The sequence below is a fragment of the Hymenobacter sp. 5516J-16 genome (genome assembly GCF_022919335.1).
Taxonomy (GTDB): domain Bacteria; phylum Bacteroidota; class Bacteroidia; order Cytophagales; family Hymenobacteraceae; genus Hymenobacter; species Hymenobacter sublimis.
Genome location: NZ_CP095058.1, coordinates 96070 through 117705, shown reverse-complemented (window position 1 = coordinate 117705; position 21636 = coordinate 96070). Strand labels below are relative to the sequence as shown.

The window sequence follows — 21636 nt, the reverse complement described above, 5'->3', positions numbered from 1 at the left end:
AGCGAGCGAGTGGACAAGTGCTGACCCTGCGACTAATTGCTACTAAGCCGTGTAGGCGGGCAGAGGTAGTATAATGCGGTACTCGGTGCCCTGGTGCAGGGTGCTGCTTACACTAAGCTGCCCGCCCAGGCCTTTGGTAATCAGATCATAGCTGAGGGGTAGCCCCAGGTCGGCGGAGGCGTTGTCGGGGCCGGGGAAGCGCTGAAACAGGGTTGCCAGGGCCTCCTCCGAAAATCCCAGGCCATTATCGCGCACCAGAATCTCCACGCTGTCGGCTGTGCGGTGGGTGCGGAGTTCCACCTGCGGCACGTATCCTTCCTCGGGCTCAGCCCCGGCCTGGCGCTGGAGCACGGCCAGCAGGGTAGCGCTGAAAATGCCCACCAGGGCCCGACCCACATCCTGCCGAACGATTTGCACCGGGCCCACGGCCGGATCAAGGCGCAGGGTTAAGGCCGCGTTGAAATAGCGGTTTTTAGCGCGCAAATCGTGGTAGGCCAGCCGCAGGTATTCCTCGGCCAGGGTATTGAGTTCGGTAAGCTGGCGCGGGCTGGTTCCGTTTTGGGAGTATTCCAGCATGCCGCGCACAATGGAGTCGGCCCGCTGGGCATACTGCAGGATGCGGGTTTGATTTTGCAAGAGATTTTGCAGCATCTCGTCCACAACTTCTTGGTCGTGGGAGGGAGGTAGGGCGTTGCTGATTTCCTGACGCAACTCCGTGCACAGTTCGGCGCTGCTGGCGGCAAACTTGCGCACGGAACTAACCGGCGTCTGAATTTCATGGGCTACTCCGGCCATCAGCTCGCCCAACGAGGCCATTTTTTCGCGGAGCACCAGTTGGCTCTGGGCAATTTTGAGCTCCTGCAGGGTGCGCGCCAGATGGTCGCGCTGGGCTGTGAGCTCCTTGGCTTGGTGGGTCACCTGCTCGTTGAGGCCTTGCAAGCGGCGGTTGGCGTGCTGCTGCTGGCGGTTGCTACGGCCCAGCAGCACGGAAACCAGTAGCAGCACGCCCACGCCCGCCAGCAGGGCGGCGGTGTGCACGTGCCCTCAAACTGCTTGCGCTCCGCTTCCAGCTCCCTGAGCCGCTGCTGCTCGGCAAATCCAATGGCATCGAGCTGCTTAATGCGCCGCGGATTATGCAGGCTGTCCTGGGCCGTGAGGAGCAGGCGCATGTACTTCAGGGTGCTGTCGGGCTGCCGTTGGCTTTCAAAAATGGCCGTCAGTAGCTTGCTATTGCGCACAATACCTACCACAAACGGCAATTGCTGTCCGAGCCGAAGGGCTTTGCGAGCGTAGTAAATGCTGGAATCTGGTTGGTGGCGGGCCCGGTACAGCTCGGCCATGTATTGGTAGGAGCGGCAGGCGCTGCGGTGGTCATTTTCGGGTAGGGCCGCCCGTACGCTGCGCCGGTAGAAGGCCAGGGCCTCAGTGGGGCGCCCCTGGGCCACCTGTAGCAGTCCTAGCTCACGCAGCACGTAGGGGCAGGGTTACCCCAAGAACTCTGGTGCACGCTGGGTGCGTGCTGGGTAAGTTGCCAGGCCTGGTTCAGGAAAAAGGCGGCGGAATCGTAGCGGCGCAGGCCCTCGTAGCTGGCGCCCAGGTTGGTGAGCACGCTAATAAGCTGGGAAGTATCCTGGGTGCGGGCCAGCAGGTAAAGCTCACGGGCCCGAAAGAAGTACTGCAGCGAGGGGCGGTAGTCGTCCAGGGCAAAGTAAAGCAGGCCGGTTTGGTTGAGCGTGCGGGCCGTGCCCTCCAGGTCGTGGCTGGCTTCGTTCAGGCGCAGGGCCTGCAAATCAACCCGCAAGGCCTGGGGCAGGTTGCCCCGTTCGCCCAGCAGCAGGGCAATGCGCGAGAGGCAGCGCCCTTCGCCTTTGGGGTAATGGATGCGGCGCGCCAGGTCCAGGCCCTGACGGGCATACCACTGCACGGAGTCAAAGCGGGAGTAGCGGTACGTAGCGGCCAGATCGGCCAGCAGCAGCACCCGGGCCGTATCGGTGGAAGCGCGCCGTAGGGCCTGGTGCACGGCGCGGGTCTGCGGACTTTGGGCCCAGGCGGCGGAACCAGTTACAAGTAGCAGCAGCCCCAGCAGTACCCCCAATACGCGTTGAATCATAGGGAAAGGTACGCACGGGAAGCGGCCACGAAAAATTTCTTGCGCCGGCCTGTTTTCGGGCAGCGGGGCGGAGTGGTAAAGCAGGAAGCTCCTCCGCAGTCAGGCAGGCTCTTGGGCCCCGGTTGTTGAGCGGGGCACCCTGCAGAACACGCCCGTGGCCTCGGGCAGACCTCCCGTCGAACCCAGGGCGGCTCCGGCCGTATCTGAAAAAGCGGTTGTAGCCTCCTAAAACAGCCGTTTTTAGGGGCTGCTCTAGGGTCGTAGCTCCGGGTTGAATGATTCTCTAACGCCTACCTTTGCAGCTATGGTTTTCTCTTTCCTTCCACTTCGGCGCGGCTGTAGCCTGCTGGGGCTGGCTCTGCTTGCCGGGCTGTGGTCCTGTTCTTCTGACGACGAACCCACTCCAGCCCTTCCCGAGCACCTAACCCTGGGCAATCCGAGCGGCGCGGCTGCGGATGTACGACTGTCGACCAACTACCTGCTGCTCAAACCCCAGTACGCCTTGTCCTATCACCGCGACCAGGGCAAGCCCAACTGGGTAAGCTGGCATCTTACAACCGGCTGGCTGGGCAGTGCCGCCCGCCAAGATGATTTTCGGCCCGATGAGGCTCTGCCCACCGGCTGGTACCGGGTTAGCAGCGGCAGCTACTCGGGTTCAGGCTTCGACCGGGGCCACAACTGCCCCTCAGCGGACCGCACCCGCACAACGGCCGACAATTCGGCTACCTTTCTGATGAGCAATATGATGCCCCAGGCCCCGCGCAACAACCAGCAAACCTGGGCTACGCTGGAAGAGTACTGCCGGCGGCAATTGCAGAGCGGCGCTCAGGAGCTCTACATCATCTGCGGAAGCTACGGCCGGGAGGAACGGGCTCGGAGGGCTACAAAACCACCCTCGACCAGGGGCGCGTCACGGTGCCCGCCCGGGTGTGGAAGGTTATCGTTATTCTGCCGACCGGCGAGGCTGATGCTACCCGCGTGCGGCCAGACACCCGCGTTATTGCCGTGGACATGCCCAACAACAATTCCGTATCCGGCGGCTGGGAAACTTATCGCACGAGCGTAGATGCCATTGAAGCCGCCACGGGCTATGACCTGCTCTCGGCCGTGGACCCCGCCGTGCAGCAGCAACTGGAAAGTCAGCCGGATACCGGACCCTTGTAACTTCAGGCAAAGTAGTCAGCCGGCCCATGGCTCTATGGCCGAAGGCAATTCGACCATAGAGCCATGGGCCGGCCTAAATCCGATTAGCTTGCCGGCTTCGTTTATAGGTGGAATTTCATGCAGTACCACATGATTCCGCTTTACAACACAACCGGCGCGCCAGTAGCTTACGCCGACGAGGCATGCCGAGGCATTTACGACGGGCAGGGTAGCCTAATAGCTTGGTTTGAAGGAGAGTTTCTGTACACGGCCGCGGGGCGGTACCTGGGCTGGGTCGAGCAGGGCTGGTTGTACGACCGGCACGGGCGCCCCGCCTTGTTTGCTGAAACTGCCATTGGGGGGCCGGCCCGGCCCGTCATATCCCGGCGGGCTACGGCGCTGCCCACCCGCATTAGCTGGGCCGCGCTGCCGCGCCCCTTGCCCCGGCGGCACCCCCGTCCGGCGCGTCGGCGCCGAGCTGCAGAATGGTCTCCTGTGTCGGCTCTCACGTATTTTGGGCAGTAGGCAGGCGGCAAAAGCGGTGGACGGTAAGCTCGGCTGGTAGTAAGCTCAACCAGAACGAGGTAAGTACGTATGATCAGCACGTTTGACCACCTGCTTCATGTCCTTACCGGCTACTCCCCCGCGTACCCACCCCGGCCCGGCGAACTGACCGCCTTGTTACGCACAATCCGCCTGCACTTGCTTGCCTTGCACCCTACAAGTCCCTACCGGGTTGCTCGGCTAGTTCGCATCGCAGACCAGTTTGAATACATTCTGGTGGGGTGGCCCCGGGACAACTGGCCCCAGGCAAGCCGGCAGGCCGCTACTATGCCCACCCAGGCAGCCCTGCTCACCAGCATTGCAACCGCCAAGGCTTTGTTGGCAACTCCGGCGGCGCAGCAGGAATTGCAGTGGCGAGCCGTGCACAAGTTGCTACTGGAAAGCGCTTTGCACTTTTTGTAGAGTAGGCCCAGAAAAAGCATCTTTATGTGCTTGTAGGTAGCAAGGAGTAGCCCGTACTACCGCCAGCTGTGCTACGGGGAAATAATTTACAGGGGTGACCACTGCGCAGCAGCCTGCAGCAAGGCATCTGCCCCTGAAACGGAACGCTGCGTAACCAAATCCAGGCAATGGCGCTGCAAGCGCATATCTTGCACGAAACTAAACGTCCCGCGTTGTGTGTGGCGGGCGGCCATCAGTTGAGCTAGTAATACGGCCGCAGTAGCAAACTGCTCGTCGTGCAAGGCGGCCCGGAAAGATACTTCAGTATCAGACATTGCGCGGAAAAATTGTACTCATTTCGCCTGCGCAACAAGCATACCAAAATATTACAAATACCGTTTCCCACCCTTGCTTTAGCAAGCCTAATAGGAGGCTCATAACCGCTACCCCACACTCAGTTTTCCTTCTGCTTAGTGAAAGAAATCCTACTAAACCACCCCAATAGCAGCTTTAAACTGATTCACATCAGCATGAGGCAGCTCCTGCGCCTAGTGCTAGCATAACTAGCGAGCTACATTGCCCTAACTGGCCCCAAACGTGGGCGGCGCTTCCGCAGGGGCCTAGCGGCCTCCTGAGCAGAATCGGGGTAGCAAGGTTCACTCTGGCCTAGGCCTAGATCAGATCCAGATAACTCCGTATCGGCCGCTTCCGGCTCCTCCTGGTATAGCCGCCCCTCCATCAGGTGGGCCAGCTTATCGGAGCCAGCCGCGGTAGCGCGGGCGGGGTAGTGCCCCGGGCCGGGCGTTCTTGTTTGGCGCGCCAGCGTAATAGCGTGTCGGCTACTTCCTCAATGGCTTTCTGCATTCCCTTGGGCAAACCCGTGGCCGGCACCGGAGAGGGAAATAGGGGCGCGAGTAGGGCCGTGATGTCAGCGGCCAGGGCTTTCTTCGGCGTTTTCACTTGAGAGACAGGCTAGATGCAGACACGACCCCAAAGGTGGGGCGGCTGCAAGGTAGGAAAAAGCAAGTCGAACCCGCGGCGCTGTTTTGCACTGCTGCCAACAATGGCAATTTAGGTGCTTTGTTATGCAGTCAAGTTGCTTGAACTAATGGACTGAAACTCCTCGGGCCGGGCGAGCACGCCGGGAGGCTATTCTCCTCGTCGGTTGATCAGCCCCTGCGGATAGTTCAGGGTCTTGGCCGTGTGGCGAGCCCGCTAGGCCTGCATCCACTCCGCGTATACGTCGGCAGGGTGCGCATGGCGATAACTGGGGTAATTAGCAGGAAATTGGTTTCTGCCAGCGGCAGAAACAGTGCGTGTTTTCCGCATTACAATATCAGTAAAACTGCGTAGATGGGAGTTTAGGCCGATACCGACCTTTGACCTCCCCTGAGTAGCAACATCTCCCCTATACCTTTCTATGCTGATTAACTCCTTGCCGGATTCAGATGGCAGCCGGTGCACGCTCACGTTTGATGCCGAAAACAACTGGTTGCGCGCCACGTGGCGCGGTTACGTAGACCCATTGGAAGCCATGCGGGGGGCGCAGAACTACCTGGACCAGGCCCAGGGCATGTCCTGCCCACTGTTACTGAACGACAACGTGGCCCTGCAAGGCCCGTGGTTTGATACCTTGGAGTGGCTGGAGCAAGCGTGGCTTCCGCAGGCCGAGCGCCTGGGCTTGCGCTGCATCGCCCACGTTGTGCAACAAGACACGGGGGCGGACATTCTCACCCGCTCGTTTCTGTCACCCATGATTGGCCCGCTGCAGCTGCAAGTATTTCACCAGGTGGAAGACGCCGAAGAGTGGCTGCGCAACTGCTGGCAGCAGCAACAGGCTACCGCTGAACCGGCGCCGCAGTAGCGTCAAGCAATTGATGGGCAAACGCGTGCACGGTTTGTAGCGCGGGTAGGTGGGTGTAGCTTTCCCGGTAACAGTGGGTAGTCACCTGCTCCAGGGGGAGAAACCCGTCCAGCTGGCTAAGGCTCGGGGAAGGTGCGTAGCAGGAAATATGCGTCGCCTCGAAGCAGCGCTCCGGGCACTGGTAGTGAAACAAGGGCGTGAGTTCGTGGTGGCGCACGTCGCGTTGAATGCGGGCCAGCATCTGCTGCAAGGTGGCGTGTTCTCCCTCCAGTAACTGAAGAAAGTGTCCTTGGCCGTACAACAGCAGGCTGCTTACCCCTGTCGCCTGGTTAGTCCGATGCATCTGGGTGTGCAAAGCCAGCAAGTGGCTTTCGTCATAGGAGCGGGTGGCACTGCTCAGGTATAAAAGATGATGCATGGATCGGCGCGTGGGGGATAGGGTACCTACGCGGTGAGTTTTACAAAGGATACGCGCTTAGTCTTTCCTTGTAAGCAAGCTGTCAGCGCTCGTGACGAAGCAGCTGATGGACCCTTTTGCAGGAGTGGCGCGTTGCCCTGGTATGTCAACATCAGGTAAACGCCCCCGCAAAGCCAGCGAAGAAGCTGCGCCTGCTCTCTCCCATGCCGATCAACTCCTGGCCTTGCACCAGCGGGAAGCCGGCAAAACGGTTATGTACAAGCATGATGCCTGGGGCCACATGGAAACGCGCTTCGTGCGCACGCAGAACGTGGCGGCCTGGGAAGCCAAAGGCTTTTTCCGCCGGTAAGTCTTCTGCTCTACCTTACACAACAAAAAAGCCCCTCCGGTGTGGAAGGGCTTTTTTGTTAATTATGTTTTCTGGCAGCAGTGCTCTGCCGTGCCGCATACGGCCCAACACAGGTGCTATGAGCTAGACTTCGACTAGTATAACCCGACTTCCTTAGAGGTTAGCGAGACACCCGAGGCCTGTAGCTGCTGATCTCCAACAAGCGGGTTACTACCTACAAGATGGTGGTTGCCGCCAGCTATACAGATAATACCTCGCCACTACGGGCCTGCCTTATGCTTCTTATAGCGTGCGGGTTCGCAATGAGGCCTTAGGTCAAACGCACATTATAGACGTACTGGAATATAATAGAGTAGCCCTTAGAGGCTGAACACTGCCTTTGAAAGTCCTATCTTGCACTTGCATTAAGGCTTTTTGATTGACAGCATTATTCAGAAGATCTTGGTCTTATAATAGCAAGCCTCATACACCTGCCGATGATATTCCAACTGCTGTAATGTAGGTACAGAGCGTCTCTTCTTGGTGAAGAGTCGAATTAAAAACGCTGGAAGGAAGGCCATAAAGGTGGTGATGTAGTGTACTGTATAAATATCATATTTTTTACTGAAATGATTCAATAAAACAACAGTTTTTTAGTAACCCAGGTAAACTCTACAGCGCTTTTCTACTCATACGGCGTTTTGATAAGTCCACATTTTGTATTCGCTTGGGGTAGTTAGAGTGCTGATCTATTTCCGATTAATCTATTTAGCCTTATACTTTGGAATTGTGGTCCGCCTGTTTGGGCATGGCGTGCACCTGCGGCGGTTGATTCTATTGGGGGCAGGCTGATTATTCGAGGAAATATTAATGATACGACTACTTCAGCCTAAGGCAGTGTGTTCCGACCCCTAGGTACAGCAGCGCGCGGCAACACATAAGTAGCTGCTCCGCGCCAGCAACCGAATGCCGGCCCATCACGCGTTGTTCACTACCTCGCTAGATTCTTCCAGATCTACGTGCAGGACGGCTGGCAGCAGGCTGCACCTCCTCAGAACCCGCAAGAGTTCAACGTGGAGATAGAGCTGAGCTTGCGGCATACCCCCTGACCAGCATTTGATAACGACTTTTCTTATAAGATGCCAGGCACTTGGATATAGCAGCCAAGCAGCGCGTTAGGCTGACGGTGTAGGCCAATAAAAATCAAAGAATTAGATAACATCCTCAAGTGTGACTTCAAGATTGGCGGTAAAATTGACCTTTCCTAAGCCGGGAAGACTCAAACTCTGATTGTGGAACATCAGTGTGAGAAGGATTCACACAAACGCAACTTGAGTATTCCTAAAATATTTCCAGTGTTTTTCTTAGGTTATACTTAGAGTCTGTCCGCCAAGCCAATTACTTCTGAGAATAAAGGGAAAGTGTTCCTTTCAGTACCCATCTTACTCCACATAGACACACTAGCAGGCACACCAAGAAAAAACCCCTTGCAAATCATTGATTTACAAGGGGTTTAACATCCTGTGAGCCTCCTGTCGGGATCGAACCAACGACCTACTGATTACAAGTCAGTTGCTCTACCAGCTGAGCTAAGGAGGCATTGAGGTGGCACAAAAGTAGTAGGCGGATTTAAACTGGCAAAAGTATTTCTAACAATTAATGACCTCTAAATAGTAAGTGCCTGACTTACCGGTAAATAAAAAACGCCTCCAACATAATGAAAGAGGCGTTTTTTATACATAAGCAGCGGAATCTTAGCTCCGGATTAGTCGAAGCTGCTTCTTCAGCCCATCAATGCGCGTCTGAGCATCGTCGATCCGCCCCTGGTATTCTTGCCGGAGTTGATTAGCGTTTTTGGAACGAGCGAAAAACTCCAGGTTAGTTTTCAGGGTAGAAATATCGTTTTCCAGCTCATTAATTTCCCGACGGAGTGCCTGCTCCTTTTTATACAGCTGCTGCTGAGCATCGGGGGAGATTTTGAGGCGCTCCACCTGCAGACTGAACAACAGGTCGGTGCGCTCCGCATAGGAAAGTGACGGCACGGTATCCAGGTATTTGCCCATCAGATTCTGGAACTTCTCTTCGGCCCGGTCGGCGTTGCGGGTGCCGCCGGCGAATGTACGCCACTCGCTTACGTGCTGACGGAATCCTTCAAGGGTGCCAGGCTGATCGGGGGAAAGGGCGGCCACGGCTTCCTCCACCTGTAGTAGGTGCTGGTTTTGCTCCTGGCTAACTTGGTGCTGCTGCTGCTCGCGCTGGCGTGTTTCCTCTTTCTTGCGGTCAAAAAACGAGTCGCAGGTGGTGCGGAAGCGGTTCCAGACCTTGTCTGACTGCTTCTCCGGCACGCGGCCAATCAGCTTCCACTCCTTTTGGAGCCGAATAACAGTTTCCCGGGCTTCTTCCCAGTTAGGATTTTGCAGAGCTGCTTCGGCTTGTTCGCACAGGTCGAGTTTGCGTTTGAGGTTTGCGTTTTTCTCCTCATCCAGGGCTTTGAAAAACTGGTTCTTGCGCTGGAAAAACCCTTTATAGGCGCCCCAGAACTGCTTGTTCATGGCTTCCGCCTTCTCCCGCGGAACTAGGCCTGCGGCATCCCAGGCCTCCTTTAGCTTCTGCAGCTCGTCGGTTTTGGCTCGCCATTCATTTACCCGTTCCGTCTGGAATTCTCCGTAGGGCTGCAGCTGCTCTAGCAGAGCCGTTTTTCGCTCCAGGTTCGCATTCTCTTGGGTTTGACGCACCGAAAGGAATTCCTTTTTGCGGTCGTGGATTTGCTCAGAAGCTTGCAAGAAGCGTTGCCACAGGGTTTCGCGTTGCTCATTCGGCACGGGGCCGATGTGCTTCCACTCCTCGTGCAGCTGCCGTAACTCCTGCAGGGCCTTGTTGATGCTGGATTGCTGCTGCAAGGCCTCTGCTCGGGTAATAAGCCCTTCTTTGGCTTCCAGATTGCGGCGGCGGTCCAGCTCCTTCATTTCGAAGAACAAGCCGCGGTTATTGTAATAGATGTCCAGCAGGGCGTGGTAGCTGTTCCAGAGTTCCTGGGCTTCCTTTTGCGGTACGGGCCCGGTAGCTTTCCAGTCGGTCTGCAGGGCCTTGATGCGGCCCGAGCTATCCTTGGTTTCAGCCGACTCCACGAGCTGGCGCAACTGCGACAACAGGTACTGCTTGTGGGCTAGATTTTTGGCGCGTTGCTCGTCCTCAGCCTTGGCGTCGCGGGCGCGGCTGTCGCGGAATTCCTGCAGCGCTTTGGTCAGTTCCTGGTGACTGATGGGATTGGTGTAGGCAAATTCCTCGGCTTGACCACCTGCATCCACGAAGCGCTGCCGGGCCGTGGTGCGGTCGGCGAGCAGGCTAGTTTCGTAGTGGCGAAACAGATCAAAAATCTGCTTCCGGTTCTGGCGGGCATCGGGCCGTTGCACCAGTGCCAGCAAATGGGCAGCCTGCTCCGTTAGCGAGAGGGTAGTAAAATCGGGGGCGGGCTGCTCCGGAACGTACTCTTCCTCTTCCTCGGCCGTAGCAGCGGCGTCAGAGGAGGTGGGCAAGGAGCCAACAGTAGGAGCGTTTTCCAGGGCGTTTTCCAAGGTTTCCGTTCCGGCTACTGCTACCACTGGCGTTACGTGAGGGTCTTCCTGCAGTGCCTCTGCTGGCTCAGTGGCCGCGGGAGCTGGGTCCGCTGCTGAACTGGCGGGTGCGGCGGGCATTGCGGGTGATGCCGCGGCGCCGGGCGTGGTAGTGCCATAGTGAGCTACGGCGCGCTCTTCCCCGGCTGAAGCCGTGGTTGAGGCATCAGTTGGGGTATTATCTGGAGTGGAAACGCTGGAGGTGGGGGCAGCAGCTGGTTCAGCTGCTGAAGGAGTAAGCGGTAGGGCTTCGGCCGTACCAGCTCCGGCTGGTTCATCCAGCGCCGGGGCTCCCTGGTTGGGCCGCTCCGTGATGTCATCGGGGGCAGATGGGGTCTGCCGGGCTTGAATTTCGGCCAGACGACGCTGCAGAATGCTCTGGGGCGACTCCGCGTTGTTGTCAGAGTCGGTGGGAGTGGGGGCGTCTTGTTCGGGTAGCATAAAAGTCAGCTGAAAGACCCCGAAATACGGGGTGCGTGGAGGCGCTTAGTTAAGACGAGGGTCAGTGGGGTAGTTGGATAGCACGCGGAAGCGGCCACCTTTTTCGCGCAAAATGGATTGCCAGAAGGCATCAGTTTCCAAAGTAAATACTTTCCCGGCAGCATTGGGGTGCACAATCCAGACATTTTCCCGCACTTCCTCGGCCAGCTGCCCGGCCGTCCAGCCGGAGTAGCCCGCGTACAGGCGCACGCTGTCGGGGGAAACGCTACCGGCCAGCAGCTGCTCCAGCAAAGCGGAGAAGTCGCCGCCCCAGTACACTTCCTGCCCGAGGTGTACGGCCTGGGGCAATTCCGGCATCTGGTGCAGGTAGTGCAAGGTATCAGGCTGCACGGGGCCGCCAATGCTGAGCGGTATCTGGGCGGGCGGCAGCAGGCTGCCCCCAGGAAGCTCCAACACGTCGCCGAGCTGCAACTGGGCGGGGCGGTTCAGCACGAGACCAAAGGAGCCCTCCTCCTCGGAGTGGCTGCAGAGCAGCACCACGGTGCGCTCAAAGTTTGGGTCGCCCAAGAAAGGCTGGGAAATAAGCAGGCTACCAGGTTGAAGACGAGGCATGGACAGCAAATGGTTAAGGAGGATGTGATGCCGAAAAGCCTGGGCCAGTCTCCTGTGCAGGTTCTGAAGCGGCGGGGTACCCGCAGAAAGTACGCGAAGCAGGGGGCAGAGGTTCCGGGGCCCGGCGCTATTGTGCTACCTTGCGGCCGAAAGGGGTGTTTTCGACCGGTGACTTTTGCTTCTCTACGTAAGCTGGACCAAAAATGCTCCCTCGCCCCGCTCCGTTTCCATTCGATCCTACCTCCCCATGACCGACCAGCAACTGGCCGCCCTGCGCCAGACTTATTCCCAGCGGACTCTCACCGAAGCCGACGTGCAACCCCACGCCGTGCGGCAGTTTCGGGCCTGGCTCGAGGAGGCCATCAGCGCCCAGCTGGAGGAGCCCACGGCCATGACCCTGGCCACTGTTAGCGAGGCCGGTCAGCCGGCGGCCCGCGTGGTGCTGCTCAAGGGTCTACCCGACGATGAAGGATTTCTGTTTTTCACGAACTACGACTCGCGCAAGGGGCAGGAGCTGGCCACCTCGCCGCTGGCGGCGCTCACCTTTTTCTGGCCGGGCCTGGAGCGCCAGGTGCGGGTAGAAGGCCGGGTGGAGAAGGCGCCGGAATCAGTATCGACGGAGTACTTTCAGAGCCGGCCCCGGGCCAGCCAGGTGGGCGCTTGGGCCTCGCCCAGAGCCAGCCAATTCATAGTCGGCAGGAGCTGGAGCAGCGGGAGCAGGAAGTGGCGGACCGCTTTGCCAGCGAGCAGCCTTTGCCCCGGCCGCCCCACTGGGGTGGTTACGTACTCAGGCCCCAGCGCGTGGAGTTCTGGCAGGGCCGGCCCTCACGCCTGCACGACCGGATTGTGTTTGAGCGGGTGGGGCTGGAGTGGCGCCTAAGCCGGCTGGCGCCCTGAGAAAGGCGGAAAGCTAGGCAGACCGTTTGGCGCCCTGGCTACCCGCCTCTCGATTTCCTGGGGCTTCCTGCATGCGGCCCGCCGCGGCGTTCTTTTTCCTTATCGTCTTATTTCATTGCCCAGAAAATTGGCTGAAATTCAACCCGTGCGCGGCTGGCGCTACAACCCCACGCTAAGCCAACAGATTGACGCGTACGTTTCGCCGTTGTTTGACGTGGTGTCGCCGAAGCAGCGCGAGGCTTTGTACCGCAACCCCCTCAACAGCATTCATTTGTCGGTGCCGCGGGGTGAGGAGCCCGCCGCGGCCGCGCGCGAGTGCCTGCGCCAGTGGCAGCAGCAGGGGTAGTGGTGCAGGATGAGCTGCCGGGTATCTACGTGTACTACCAGTACTTCCGGCTTGCCGGCAGTGCCCGCGAATATTGCCGCAAGGGCTTTATGTGCCATATCCGGGCCACCGACTGGGCCGAGAACGTGGTGCTCCGCCACGAAAATACCTTGCCAGCGTCCGTCAACGACCGGGCGGAGCTGCTGGCCTGCACCCAGTTTCAGACCAGTGCTACCCACGGCCTGTACCGCGACGAAGAGTTTGAGCTGGAGCGCTACCTGGACGAGGCCATGCTCAACCCGCTTTACCAGACGGAGGAAGACTACCAGGGCGCCCGTGACGTGCTGGCCGTCATTCAGGATGCTGGTGTAATTCGGCGGTTTCAGCAGGTGCTGGCCGAGCGGCAGGTAATTCTAGCCGATGGTCACCACCGCTACGAAGGGTCCCTGGCGTACCGGCGGGAGCGGCAGGCGGCGGCCGGCGCGGCCTACACCGGCCAGGAGGCCTGGAACTTCCACCTGATGTATTTGACCAACGCGGCCGCCGACGACTTGCGCATTCTGCCGACCCACCGGCTGCTGCTGGAGCTACCGGGCGGCCTGAGCACCGAGGAGTTACTGGCGCGCCTGGCCCCGTACTTCACGGTGCTACCCCTCGATGACGCCTACGATTTGCCCGAACGCATTGCGGGCAAACCCTGGGCCTTTGGCTTGTATCTAGGCGAGGGCCAGGGCTACAAAATCCGGCTCCGGCCGGAGGTGCACCCCCTGCTCGACTGGGATACTACCCCGAGGTAAAGGCCTTGGATTTAACGGTGCTGCACTACTTCGTGCTGGAAAAAGCCCTGGGCATTGTGGGTCCGGAAGCGCAGCGCAACTGGCCTGGAGTTGCCTACGTGCGCACCTTTTCCGAGTGCTTAACCCGCGTGGATCGGGGCGAGGCCCGAGCCGCCCTGATTACCAACGAGGTGACCATGGCCGAAGTGGAGCGGGTGTGCTACTCCGGGGCGGTAATGCCCCCCAAATCCACGTTTTTCTACCCCAAAACTATCGGCGGGTTTCTGTTTAGCAGCATCCGCGACGAGGAAACTACCGTGCCCTTCTATGCCGCTTTCCGCTCCTGATTCCCTGGTTTCCTCTACGAGCCGCCGGCCCCGGCTGGTGCTGGCCTCCAACTCGCCGCGCCGCCGACAGCTACTCACCGACCTGGGCCTGTCGTACCAGGTGCGCCTGCGGGAGGTAGATGAAAGCTTTCCGGCCCACTTGGTGCGGGCCGAGGTGGCCGAGTACCTAGCCGCCCACAAGGCCGCCGCCTACGCCCCGGACCTGGCTCCAGACGAGTTGCTTATCACGGCCGATACCATTGTGTGCCTGGAGAATGACGTGCTGAACAAGCCCGCTGACGCGGCCGAAGCCGTTCGGATGCTGCAGCGCCTGCAGGGCCGGGCCCACGAGGTGTACACGGGCGTGTGCCTGCTGCACGGCGACGGCCGGCGGGTAGTGTTTTCCGACCAGACCCGCGTGCATTTTCGCCCGCTTACCCTGGCTGAAATCGAGCATTACGTGGCCCACTATTCCCCGCTGGACAAGGCCGGAGCCTACGGTGCCCAGGACTGGATTGGCATGGTAGCGGTAACCCGGCTGGAAGGTTCTTACTTTAACGTGATGGGCCTACCCGTGCACCGGGTTTGGGAAGAACTGGTAACGCTAGGAGCTGTTGGGCTCTGAGCTGAGCGCTAATCGTGCTGAGGGCTAACAAAGGCCCCGGCTCAGTTCAAGCGCAGACTAATGCTCCCTTGAGGTTGCACTTGAAAGCCCGCTTTGGCCAGGTGCTCTATTCTAGGGGTAGCTCCGGAACAGCTTGGTCCGGGCGGGCGTATCCGTAGCGGGCCACGGGGGTAGCGGTGTAGTAGGTATCCAAACCGCTCAGGGCTACGGTGTCAGCGGCGGGTAAATTCAGGGAACCATCGGGCCGAAGGGCGGCCTCAGGCAGGTACAGGTGCTCTACGCTCCCAATCAGCAGGACTGTGCCATTGAGTTCAATGGGGACTTCCTGCTGTAGCTGCAGACCGATTTGCAGATGACTTTCCTGCACGTAGGGAGCCGCAAATCCGTCGCGGTACTGCGCCGTAAGCCCGCAGGCATCAAACTCCGAAACGTCGCGGGCATAGGTGGCGGAGGTGGCGTGCGCCTCCCGAATTATGCCGGTGTGCACGTGATTGAGCGTGTAAAAGCCGGTGGCGCGGATGTTGTCGTAGGAGTGCCGGGGTACGGAAGGCGGCCGCATCACCAGGCCCAGCAGCGCCGGATTGGACCCCAAGTGTACCACGGAACTGATGATGGCCAGGTTCGTATGGCCCTGCGCGTCGGTGGTGCCGAGCAAGTTGGCGGGTTTGAAGCCGGTAATGGCGTTAATTAAGTTGAGACGGAACACCTTTTCCAGGTCCGTCAGATCGGCAGCGGTGAAGTGGGGCATGGGCAGCGAGAAAGTGGCAGGTAGATGAGCACAACCACAATAGCAGCAAAAAGTATGGCCCGAGGCTAAAATATTTTTGACCTAAGCATATTTTAATTTCTTATAAAGAATGAATACTCACCCGACTAAATTAACAGCCGAGTGAGTATTTATTCTTTATAAGAAATTGATGATGCAAAAAAAACTAGGGCATCAACACTTTGTCGATTACGTGAATTACGCCGTTGCTCTGGGTAACATCGTAGGTGGAAATAGTAGAAATATTTCCTTTTTCGTCTTGCAGTACTACGTTTTTCGGACCGTTCATCATGGCCTTCAGCGTACCGCCGCTGACGGTTTTCAGGGTAGCAGTTCCCTTGCCCGACTTAATGGCCGCCATGATCTTGTCGGCGGTCATGTTGCCGGCTACCACGTGATAAGTAAGGATTTTCGTGAGGGTAGCCTTGTTTTCGGGTTTTACCAGGGTTTCCACGGTGCCGGCGGGCAGGGCATTAAAGGCGGCATTTGTGGGAGCAAACACGGTAAATGGGCCTTTGCCCTGCAGGGTTTCTACCAAACCAGCCGCTTTAACGGCCGCTACCAGGGTAGTGTGGTCTTTGGAGTTAACCGCGTTTTCAACAATATTCTTGTTGGGATACATGGCCTCACCACCAACCGAAACGGTGCCGGGGGTGAGTTTCGCCTGAGCCGAAACGGAGGTAGCCGAAGCAGCGCCCAACAGGGCAACGAAAGCGAAAGAAAGCAGGTGCTTTTTCATGAAATGGGTAAGGGGAGGTGGAGGAGAATGGAACTATTTGCCGGCATTTACGCCGGTGCTTTCCCCCTTGGATTTACCAACTGCCAACTATTTATTTTGGGCTCCGTGAATAAGCTGATAAATAGCGTAATAATGGCTTTGTGAAATTAATTATCGATGTAAAAAGCCATCTTAATAATTAGAGAATAGCCGTCTTATTTAATTTACTTTTCTGCCTACCAGCCAGTGGTAGCTGACTGGTTAATTACTCTGGTTAAATAAAGCTGCCACCAGCGCAGCGTCGTGCCGGTAGATATCGGGATAAAAGTGCAGCGTGCCATTCTCGGCTTCGCAGGTGTAGTAGCGTAGGTGCACCCGCAGGCCCGTGTTCAGGTCGAAGCGCTGCTTACTCTGGTTGCGGATGCTGGCGTGCATGGCCCGCAGGTCAGAGGCTCGGCCTTCGCGGCGCAGCAGATACTCGGCCAGTTTAAGCGGGTGCTCAACCCGCACGCAGCCGTGACTAAGGGCCCGTGCGGGGCGGGAGAAGGCGGCGCGGGCGGGCGTGTCATGTAGAAAGACTTTCTGCTGGTTCGGGAAGTAGAAAACCACGCTGCCCAGGGCGTTGGTGCGCCCGGCGCGCTGGCGAATGGCATAGGTAAACTTCTCGGGCGTTATCCGGTGCCAGTTCACGTGCCAGGGGTTAATGAGCCGGCCGCGGCCGTCGTAAAGGCGGTACTGGTGGTCATAGAGGTAACCTGGGTCGCGTTGCAGTTCGGGCAGGAACTCGCGCACGGCAATGCTGTAGGGTACGCGCCACTCGGGGGCTGTTACGAACACGAGGATGCGGCTGCTGAGCACCGGGGTGGGCCACTCGGGCTGCCCAACTACCACCCGGTGAGTTTGTAGGACCCGGCCCCCATGCATCAGCTGCAACCGGTAGGCCGGAATATTTACCTCCGCGTACGCCGAGTCCGGGGCCGTTTCCCAGCGGTAGCGTTCAAGGTTGATAGCCACCTGCCGGAATCCGGCCGTGGTATCGTTCATCAGGCGCGCGGAGTCCAGTGCGGAGGAGTGCAAGGCGCGGCTCCAGGCGGCTTGCAGCTGCTGATATCCCCGGTGGGCGGGCTGCTCCGCCAGCAGGACTCGGGTAAAGTCCGGAGCTTGCAGGGCCCTTTGCAACACCAGGGCCGTAGTGTGGGCCAGGAGGCTGTCAAGAGCGGCCACCGGTAGTAGGGAGTGGGGCTGCAGTACGCCGTGGCGCAGGTGGTAGGTATAGCGTAATAGCGCATCGGTCAGGCGCAGTTCACACAGGGCTAGCTGCTGCTGACGGTCCGTGCGGGAGGTAGTGCGCCGTAAGGAGTCGGGTAAGCTAAGTAGGTGAGGCCAGCCGTAGCGGTTACGGTCCAGGCCGAATTCCGCCGCCTGCCCGAGCAAGTGCAGGGCCTGGGTGGCGGCAGGGTTCCAGCCCCCGGGTCGCACCCAGTGGGTAGGGTAGTGCTGGGCAGCGTAAAACGCCTGTACGGCCCGCCCGTTCACTAATCCTAGCTGCTGGTAGCGCTGGTTGAGTTCTGGCTGGGAACCCGTCAGGAGGGCCCGCAGGGTAGCTTGCAGGGCCGCCGGGCTAGTTGGGGCTGCCGCACGAGTGCCGGCTGCGGCGGGTTGCTGGGTGGGGTTGGCGGCCGCGTAGAGGGGAGCGGTTGCCAGCAGCAGCCAGGCTACGATGGGCGGCAGAAGGTTTCTGAACCAGATCATAGCAAGCAGCCCGAAGCGTAGAAAATCAAAAGTCGACGCCCTGCCGGCTTCCCGTAATAAGTTCGGTGAAAAAAGGCAGGATTCCTACCCTTTTCTGGCCTTCAGCAGGGCTTCCTTTTGGGTGGTGCCTGTGCCTGCCCAGCCGGAACCCGGGCCTCCCGTTGCTACAACCCCGGGTGAGAAGTAACGGCCTGCACTGGCTTGCCCATAGTGCCCGCGTTTGGGTAGGAGAGGGGCACCGCTCTTTGCCCCGGAGCCCGTACTTTTGGCTCACGTACCTACCGTTTAGCTTATGCCTGTTTCCCCCGATGCTACCGACCCGCTGGTGGCCCGTACCGCCGACTTTATCCGCTCGAAATTCTTGCACGAAGGCTCTGGCCACGACTGGGAGCATATCCGCCGGGTGTGGCAGGTAGCCCGGGCCCTGGCCCAGCACACGCCGCAGGCCGACCCGCTCGTGACGGAGCTCGGGGCCCTGTTGCACGACGTGGCCGACTGGAAGTTTCACGACGGCGATGAGGAAGCCGGGCCCCGGGCCGCACGCCAGTGGCTGGAAAGCCAACAGGCCCCAGAAATCGTGATTCTTGCCGTAGAGAAAATCATCCGCGAAATTAGCTTCAAAGGCCTCGGCGTGGCTACCCCCATGAGCACGGTGGAGGGCGAGCTGGTGCAGGATGCCGACCGCCTGGATGCCATCGGGGCCATTGGGGTAGCTAGGGCCTTTGCCTACGGGGGCCACAAGGGCCGCCCTCTGCACGACCCCGCGGTTCAACCCCTGCAGCATGATACGTTCGAGAGTTACAAGCAGAATACGGCCCCTACCATCAACCACTTCTATGAGAAGCTGCTGCACCTACGGGAACGGCTGAATACGCCCGCCGCACGGCAGGTAGCCCAGGAGCGGCATGCGTTTTTGGAGCAGTTCTTAGCGCAGTTTTTGCGCGAGTGGGAGGGGCAGGATGTGGGGCAGTTGTAATTCCTATCTTTACCCCATGTCTGTTGCCTCCTTCCTGTGCCGCTGCCTGCTCCCGGCCGCGTTTCTGCTGCTCACCGCCGTTTCCTGCCGTACCTGTCCCATCGGGGCCTGCCACACCCGCAAGGTGCATATGCACGGCGGCACCAAGTACCGCGGCCAGCCCTTGTTCAAGAAACAAAACCCGGCCATTGGCGAAAAAATCAAGGTGCACAAGCAGGAAACGGGCAAGCATAATAACGACCGGAGTAAGAGCCTGAAATAGCCCGCAAATCGGGCTTCTGGCTAGGTTAATCGGGGTTTTTTGCCTATCTTGCAGGCTTAAAGAAGTTCACTCTCACGGGCCGGCAAGCTCCGCAATTCGGGGCCTGCGCCGGCCGACTACACTCTCCCTATGGCGGAAGGCGAAAAGATCATTCCGATAAACATTGAAGATGAGATGCGTGGGGCCTACATCGACTACTCGATGTCGGTTATCATCTCCCGGGCTCTGCCCGACGTGCGCGACGGCCTCAAACCCGTGCACCGGCGCGTACTCTACGGCATGTCGGAGCTGGGCGTATCCTACAACAAATCCTATAAGAAGAGCGCCCGTATCGTGGGGGAGGTGCTCGGTAAGTACCACCCCCACGGCGACTCCTCCGTGTACGACACGATGGTGCGCATGGCCCAGGACTGGAGCCTGCGCTACCCCCTCGTGGACGGCCAGGGTAACTTCGGCTCCATTGACGGCGACTCGCCGGCCGCTATGCGCTACACCGAGGCCCGCCTCAAGCGCCTAGCCGACGAGATGCTGGGGGACCTGGACAAGGAAACGGTGGACTTCCAGCCCAACTTCGACGACTCCCTGGAGGAGCCGTCGGTGATGCCGGCTAAGTTTCCGAACCTGCTCGTGAACGGTACCACCGGCATTGCCGTGGGCATGGCCACGAACATGGCCCCCCATAACCTGACGGAGGTAGTGGATGGTATTTCCGCCTACCTAGACAACCCCGACATTACCATTGCCGAGCTGATGGAGCACGTAACGGCTCCTGATTTCCCGACGGGCGGTATCATCTACGGCTACGAAGGAGTTAAGCAGGCGTTTGAAACTGGCCGGGGCCGGGTGGTAATGCGGGCCAAAGCCCACTTCGAAACCACGCCCACGGGCAAGGAACAGATTGTCGTGACCGAGATTCCCTACATGGTGAACAAGGCCTCGATGATTGAAAAAACGGCGGCCCTCATCAACGAAAAGAAAATCGAGGGCATCGCCGACCTGCGCGACGAGTCGGACCGGGACGGCCTGCGGGTAGTCTATGACCTGAAGCGCGACGCCATGCCGACGGTGGTGCTGAACAACCTGTTCAAGTACACCCAGCTGCAGTCTTCCTTCGGCGTCAACAACGTGGCCTTGGTAAAAGGCCGCCCCATGACTCTAAACCTAAAGGACCTAATCCACTACTTCGTAGAGCACCGCGCCGACGTTATTGTGCGGCGTACGCGCTACGAGCTGGCCGAAGCCCAGAAGCGGGCCCACATTCTAGAAGGTTTGCTCATCGCCCTGGACCACCTGGACGAGGTAATTGCCCTGATCCGTTCGTCCCGCGACGGCGAGGTAGCTCGCCAGCAACTCATCGAGCGGTTTTCGCTGAGTGAGGTGCAGGCCCGCGCCATTCTGGATATGCGTCTGCAGCGCCTCACGGGCCTGGAGCGCGACAAGATTGTGGCGGAGTACAACGAGCTGATGACGCTTATCGACCATCTGAAAGCCGTGCTGGCCTCCGATGAGATGCAGCGCGACATCATCCGGCAGGAGCTGGCCGACATCAAGGAGCGCTACGGCGATGCCCGCCGCACGGCCATTGAGTACGCCGGCGGCGACTTCTCGATGGAAGACATGATTGCCGACGAGAGCATGGTTATTACCATCTCCCGCGAAGGCTACATCAAGCGCACGGCCCTGGACGAGTACCGGACCCAGGCCCGGGGCGGCGTTGGCGCCCGTGGGGCGGCCTCCAAGCAGGACGACTTCACGGAGCACCTGTTCGTGGCCACTACCCACGAGTACCTGCTGTTCTTTACCGAGGCTGGCCGCGTGTTCTGGCTGAAAGTATACGAAGTGCCGGAAGGAGGGAAGAACACCAAGGGCCGGCCTATCCAGAACCTGATTGAGATTCCCCGAGAAGACAACGTGCGCTCCGTGCTGAACGTGCGCGGCCTGCGCGACCCGGACTACCTCGACAATACCTTCCTGATGTTCTGCACCGAGCAGGGCACGGTGAAGAAAACGCCGCTGGAAGCGTATTCGCGCCCCCGGGCCGCGGGTATCAACGCCATTACCATCAACGAGGGCGACCGGCTGCTGGACGTACAGCTGCTCAACGGTAACTCGGAGGTAGTGCTGGCGTCCCGTTCCGGCCGGGCTGTCCGTTTCCCCGAGGAGAAAGTGCGCTCCATGGGCCGTACGGCCGCCGGGGTGCGCGGTATCACGCTGGCGGAAGAAGGTGACGACCGGGTCGTGGGCATGGTGTGCATTGACAAAGACAGCCAGGATGAGCTGCTGGTAGTATCGGACAATGGCTACGGTAAGCGCAGCCCGTTGGAGGAATACCGCATCACGAACCGCGGCGGTAAAGGCGTGCGGGCCATGAAGCTGACGGATAAAACCGGCCAGCTGGTGACCATCAAAGCCGTCAGCGACGCCGATGACCTGATGATCATCAACAAGTCTGGTATCACCATTCGTCTGCGTATGAGCGACTTGCGCAGCATCGGACGGGCCACGCAGGGCGTGCGGCTGCTGAAAATCAGCCAGGGCGACGAAATTTCCTCGGTGGCTAAAGTTGCCTCGGAAGAAAAAGAAGTTGATCCGGAAGCCGAGCAGCTGGATGGGGTGGTAGTGAATGACAGCCCGGATGGCGCCGGAACTTCTCCCGGCGCCCCGGATGCAGACCTAACGGATCTTACTTCCCCGGATTCAATCAGCGCTAATTAACTTGCGGCGGCAGAACTCATCTT

Annotated in this window: 22 protein-coding genes, 1 tRNA gene and 3 pseudogenes; 14 read left to right on the top strand and 12 right to left on the bottom strand. The window is 59.2% G+C overall.

Translation table 11 applies throughout. The annotated features are described in order from the left end of the window. Window positions 1-42: 42 nt before the first annotated feature. The 3 genes from MUN84_RS00630 to MUN84_RS00620 form a co-directional block, all read right to left on the bottom strand. Window positions 43-576 carry an ATP-binding protein gene (locus MUN84_RS00630; RefSeq protein WP_410780112.1) on the bottom strand — a complete coding sequence of 178 codons (534 nt, stop codon included), beginning with the start codon at window positions 574-576 and terminating at the stop codon, window positions 43-45. A 338-nt stretch (window positions 577-914) separates the two neighbouring features. Then, window positions 915-1472 carry a tetratricopeptide repeat protein gene (locus MUN84_RS00625; RefSeq protein WP_244696198.1) on the bottom strand — a complete coding sequence of 186 codons (558 nt, stop codon included), beginning with the start codon at window positions 1470-1472 and terminating at the stop codon, window positions 915-917. After that, window positions 1457-2110 carry a tetratricopeptide repeat protein gene (locus MUN84_RS00620; protein ID WP_244696197.1) on the bottom strand — a complete coding sequence of 218 codons (654 nt, stop codon included), beginning with the start codon at window positions 2108-2110 and terminating at the stop codon, window positions 1457-1459. Before MUN84_RS00620 ends, MUN84_RS00625 begins: the two co-directional genes overlap by 16 nt. 304 nt (window positions 2111-2414) lie before the next feature. Between MUN84_RS00620 and MUN84_RS00615 the strand changes: the two are divergent. The 4 genes and pseudogenes from MUN84_RS00615 to MUN84_RS00600 form a co-directional block, all read left to right on the top strand. Then, window positions 2415-2924: pseudogene (locus tag MUN84_RS00615) on the top strand (DNA/RNA non-specific endonuclease); the annotation flags it as partial. Between the two features lie 101 nt (window positions 2925-3025). Then, window positions 3026-3274, top strand: a complete 249-nt coding sequence (locus tag MUN84_RS24325; RefSeq protein WP_410780063.1) for a DNA/RNA non-specific endonuclease — start codon at window positions 3026-3028, stop codon at window positions 3272-3274. A 117-nt stretch (window positions 3275-3391) separates the two neighbouring features. Next, a complete protein-coding gene (locus tag MUN84_RS00605) occupies window positions 3392-3778 on the top strand; it encodes a 4-fold beta flower protein (protein ID WP_244696196.1) in 387 nt (128 codons plus the stop codon). A gap of 153 nt (window positions 3779-3931) precedes the next feature. Beyond that, entirely contained in the window at window positions 3932-4219 is a 288-nt protein-coding gene (locus MUN84_RS00600; protein ID WP_244696195.1) for a hypothetical protein, read from the top strand. Window positions 4220-4305: 86 nt separating this feature from the next. Here MUN84_RS00600 and MUN84_RS00595 read toward each other — a convergent pair whose 3' ends face one another. Both MUN84_RS00595 and MUN84_RS00590 read right to left on the bottom strand, forming a co-directional pair. After that, window positions 4306-4533 (bottom strand): hypothetical protein, encoded by a 228-nt coding sequence (locus tag MUN84_RS00595; protein ID WP_244696194.1) that lies wholly within the window; start codon window positions 4531-4533, stop codon window positions 4306-4308. A gap of 403 nt (window positions 4534-4936) precedes the next feature. Further along, window positions 4937-5158: a hypothetical protein gene (locus MUN84_RS00590; protein ID WP_244696193.1), complete on the bottom strand. Its 222-nt coding sequence runs from the start codon at window positions 5156-5158 to the stop codon at window positions 4937-4939. Between the two features lie 460 nt (window positions 5159-5618). On the opposite strand from MUN84_RS00590, the gene MUN84_RS00585 reads away from it, so the two are divergent. Further along, a complete protein-coding gene (locus tag MUN84_RS00585) occupies window positions 5619-6062 on the top strand; it encodes a hypothetical protein (RefSeq protein ID WP_244696192.1) in 444 nt (147 codons plus the stop codon). On the opposite strand, the gene MUN84_RS00580 is transcribed toward MUN84_RS00585, so the two are convergent. Continuing rightward, window positions 6037-6480, bottom strand: coding sequence for a BLUF domain-containing protein (locus tag MUN84_RS00580; protein ID WP_244696191.1), 444 nt, complete (start codon window positions 6478-6480; stop codon window positions 6037-6039). The two genes, MUN84_RS00585 and MUN84_RS00580, sit on opposite strands and share 26 nt — an antisense overlap. Before the next feature lie 142 nt (window positions 6481-6622). Here MUN84_RS00580 and MUN84_RS00575 point away from each other — a divergent pair, with 142 nt between their 5' ends. Continuing rightward, window positions 6623-6829, top strand: a complete 207-nt coding sequence (locus tag MUN84_RS00575) for a hypothetical protein (RefSeq protein ID WP_244696190.1) — start codon at window positions 6623-6625, stop codon at window positions 6827-6829. Window positions 6830-8334: 1505 nt separating this feature from the next. Here MUN84_RS00575 and MUN84_RS00570 read toward each other — a convergent pair. From MUN84_RS00570 to MUN84_RS00560, 3 genes are all read right to left on the bottom strand, one after another. Further along, window positions 8335-8407: transfer RNA gene (locus tag MUN84_RS00570), tRNA-Thr, on the bottom strand. Window positions 8408-8562: 155 nt separating this feature from the next. Further along, window positions 8563-10863, bottom strand: a complete 2301-nt coding sequence (locus tag MUN84_RS00565) for a DUF349 domain-containing protein (RefSeq protein WP_244696189.1) — start codon at window positions 10861-10863, stop codon at window positions 8563-8565. A 45-nt stretch (window positions 10864-10908) separates the two neighbouring features. Next, the gene (locus MUN84_RS00560) at window positions 10909-11475 is read right to left on the bottom strand and encodes a YqgE/AlgH family protein (RefSeq protein ID WP_244696188.1); all 567 of its coding nucleotides are present in this window, start codon (window positions 11473-11475) and stop codon (window positions 10909-10911) included. A 247-nt stretch (window positions 11476-11722) separates the two neighbouring features. Between MUN84_RS00560 and MUN84_RS23360 the strand changes: the two are divergent. The 5 genes and pseudogenes from MUN84_RS23360 to MUN84_RS00545 all read left to right on the top strand — a co-directional run. Next, window positions 11723-12097: pseudogene (locus tag MUN84_RS23360) on the top strand (pyridoxal 5'-phosphate synthase); the annotation flags it as partial. 101 nt (window positions 12098-12198) lie between these two features. Then, a complete protein-coding gene (locus MUN84_RS23355) occupies window positions 12199-12372 on the top strand; it encodes a pyridoxine 5'-phosphate oxidase C-terminal domain-containing protein (RefSeq protein WP_317239055.1) in 174 nt (57 codons plus the stop codon). 145 nt (window positions 12373-12517) lie between these two features. Then, window positions 12518-13494, top strand: a pseudogene (locus MUN84_RS23345) (DUF1015 family protein). 5 nt (window positions 13495-13499) lie between these two features. Continuing rightward, entirely contained in the window at window positions 13500-13820 is a 321-nt protein-coding gene (locus MUN84_RS23340; RefSeq protein ID WP_317239052.1) for a hypothetical protein, read from the top strand. Continuing rightward, on the top strand, window positions 13801-14424 hold the full coding sequence (locus MUN84_RS00545) for a Maf family nucleotide pyrophosphatase (RefSeq protein ID WP_244696187.1): 624 nt from the start codon (window positions 13801-13803) through the stop codon (window positions 14422-14424). Before MUN84_RS23340 ends, MUN84_RS00545 begins: the two co-directional genes overlap by 20 nt. Window positions 14425-14530: 106 nt before the next feature. Here MUN84_RS00545 and MUN84_RS00540 read toward each other — a convergent pair whose 3' ends face one another. The 3 genes from MUN84_RS00540 to MUN84_RS00530 all read right to left on the bottom strand — a co-directional run bounded on the left by MUN84_RS00540 (window position 14531) and on the right by MUN84_RS00530 (window position 17660). Further along, window positions 14531-15172 (bottom strand): flavin reductase family protein, encoded by a 642-nt coding sequence (locus tag MUN84_RS00540; protein ID WP_244696186.1) that lies wholly within the window; start codon window positions 15170-15172, stop codon window positions 14531-14533. 184 nt (window positions 15173-15356) lie between these two features. After that, on the bottom strand, window positions 15357-15929 hold the full coding sequence (locus MUN84_RS00535) for a fasciclin domain-containing protein (RefSeq protein ID WP_244696185.1): 573 nt from the start codon (window positions 15927-15929) through the stop codon (window positions 15357-15359). 240 nt (window positions 15930-16169) lie between these two features. Further along, the gene (locus tag MUN84_RS00530; RefSeq protein WP_244696184.1) at window positions 16170-17660 is read right to left on the bottom strand and encodes a L,D-transpeptidase family protein; all 1491 of its coding nucleotides are present in this window, start codon (window positions 17658-17660) and stop codon (window positions 16170-16172) included. A 292-nt stretch (window positions 17661-17952) separates the two neighbouring features. On the opposite strand from MUN84_RS00530, the gene MUN84_RS00525 reads away from it, so the two are divergent. The 3 genes from MUN84_RS00525 (at window position 17953) to gyrA (ending at window position 21613) form a co-directional block, all read left to right on the top strand. Further along, window positions 17953-18636 (top strand): HD domain-containing protein, encoded by a 684-nt coding sequence (locus tag MUN84_RS00525; protein ID WP_244696183.1) that lies wholly within the window; start codon window positions 17953-17955, stop codon window positions 18634-18636. A 16-nt stretch (window positions 18637-18652) separates the two neighbouring features. Beyond that, on the top strand, window positions 18653-18898 hold the full coding sequence (locus tag MUN84_RS00520; RefSeq protein ID WP_244696182.1) for a hypothetical protein: 246 nt from the start codon (window positions 18653-18655) through the stop codon (window positions 18896-18898). A gap of 129 nt (window positions 18899-19027) precedes the next feature. Next, complete coding sequence (gene gyrA, locus MUN84_RS00515; RefSeq protein WP_244696181.1) at window positions 19028-21613, top strand: DNA gyrase subunit A; 2586 nt, start codon at window positions 19028-19030, stop codon at window positions 21611-21613. Window positions 21614-21636: the final 23 nt, after the last annotated feature.

Excerpts from the sequence above, each read along its gene's own strand:
- MUN84_RS00520 (WP_244696182.1), top strand. The coding sequence starts at position 18,653 with ATGTCTGTTGCCTCCTTCCTGTGCCGCTGCCTGCTCCCGGCCGCGTTT.
- gyrA (WP_244696181.1), top strand. The coding sequence starts at position 19,028 with ATGGCGGAAGGCGAAAAGATCATTCCGATAAACATTGAAGATGAGATG.
- MUN84_RS00525 (WP_244696183.1), top strand. The coding sequence starts at position 17,953 with ATGCCTGTTTCCCCCGATGCTACCGACCCGCTGGTGGCCCGTACCGCC.
- MUN84_RS00545 (WP_244696187.1), top strand. The coding sequence starts at position 13,801 with ATGCCGCTTTCCGCTCCTGATTCCCTGGTTTCCTCTACGAGCCGCCGG.
- MUN84_RS00595 (WP_244696194.1), bottom strand. The coding sequence starts at position 4,533 with ATGTCTGATACTGAAGTATCTTTCCGGGCCGCCTTGCACGACGAGCAG.
- MUN84_RS00575 (WP_244696190.1), top strand. The coding sequence starts at position 6,623 with ATGTCAACATCAGGTAAACGCCCCCGCAAAGCCAGCGAAGAAGCTGCG.
- MUN84_RS00630 (WP_410780112.1), bottom strand. The coding sequence starts at position 576 with ATGCTGGAATACTCCCAAAACGGAACCAGCCCGCGCCAGCTTACCGAA.
- MUN84_RS00565 (WP_244696189.1), bottom strand. The coding sequence starts at position 10,863 with ATGCTACCCGAACAAGACGCCCCCACTCCCACCGACTCTGACAACAAC.
- MUN84_RS00540 (WP_244696186.1), bottom strand. The coding sequence starts at position 15,172 with ATGCCCCACTTCACCGCTGCCGATCTGACGGACCTGGAAAAGGTGTTC.
- MUN84_RS00530 (WP_244696184.1), bottom strand. The coding sequence starts at position 17,660 with ATGATCTGGTTCAGAAACCTTCTGCCGCCCATCGTAGCCTGGCTGCTG.
- MUN84_RS00535 (WP_244696185.1), bottom strand. The coding sequence starts at position 15,929 with ATGAAAAAGCACCTGCTTTCTTTCGCTTTCGTTGCCCTGTTGGGCGCT.
- MUN84_RS00620 (WP_244696197.1), bottom strand. The coding sequence starts at position 2,110 with ATGATTCAACGCGTATTGGGGGTACTGCTGGGGCTGCTGCTACTTGTA.
- MUN84_RS00560 (WP_244696188.1), bottom strand. The coding sequence starts at position 11,475 with ATGCCTCGTCTTCAACCTGGTAGCCTGCTTATTTCCCAGCCTTTCTTG.
- MUN84_RS00605 (WP_244696196.1), top strand. The coding sequence starts at position 3,392 with ATGCAGTACCACATGATTCCGCTTTACAACACAACCGGCGCGCCAGTA.
- MUN84_RS00580 (WP_244696191.1), bottom strand. The coding sequence starts at position 6,480 with ATGCATCATCTTTTATACCTGAGCAGTGCCACCCGCTCCTATGACGAA.
- MUN84_RS00585 (WP_244696192.1), top strand. The coding sequence starts at position 5,619 with ATGCTGATTAACTCCTTGCCGGATTCAGATGGCAGCCGGTGCACGCTC.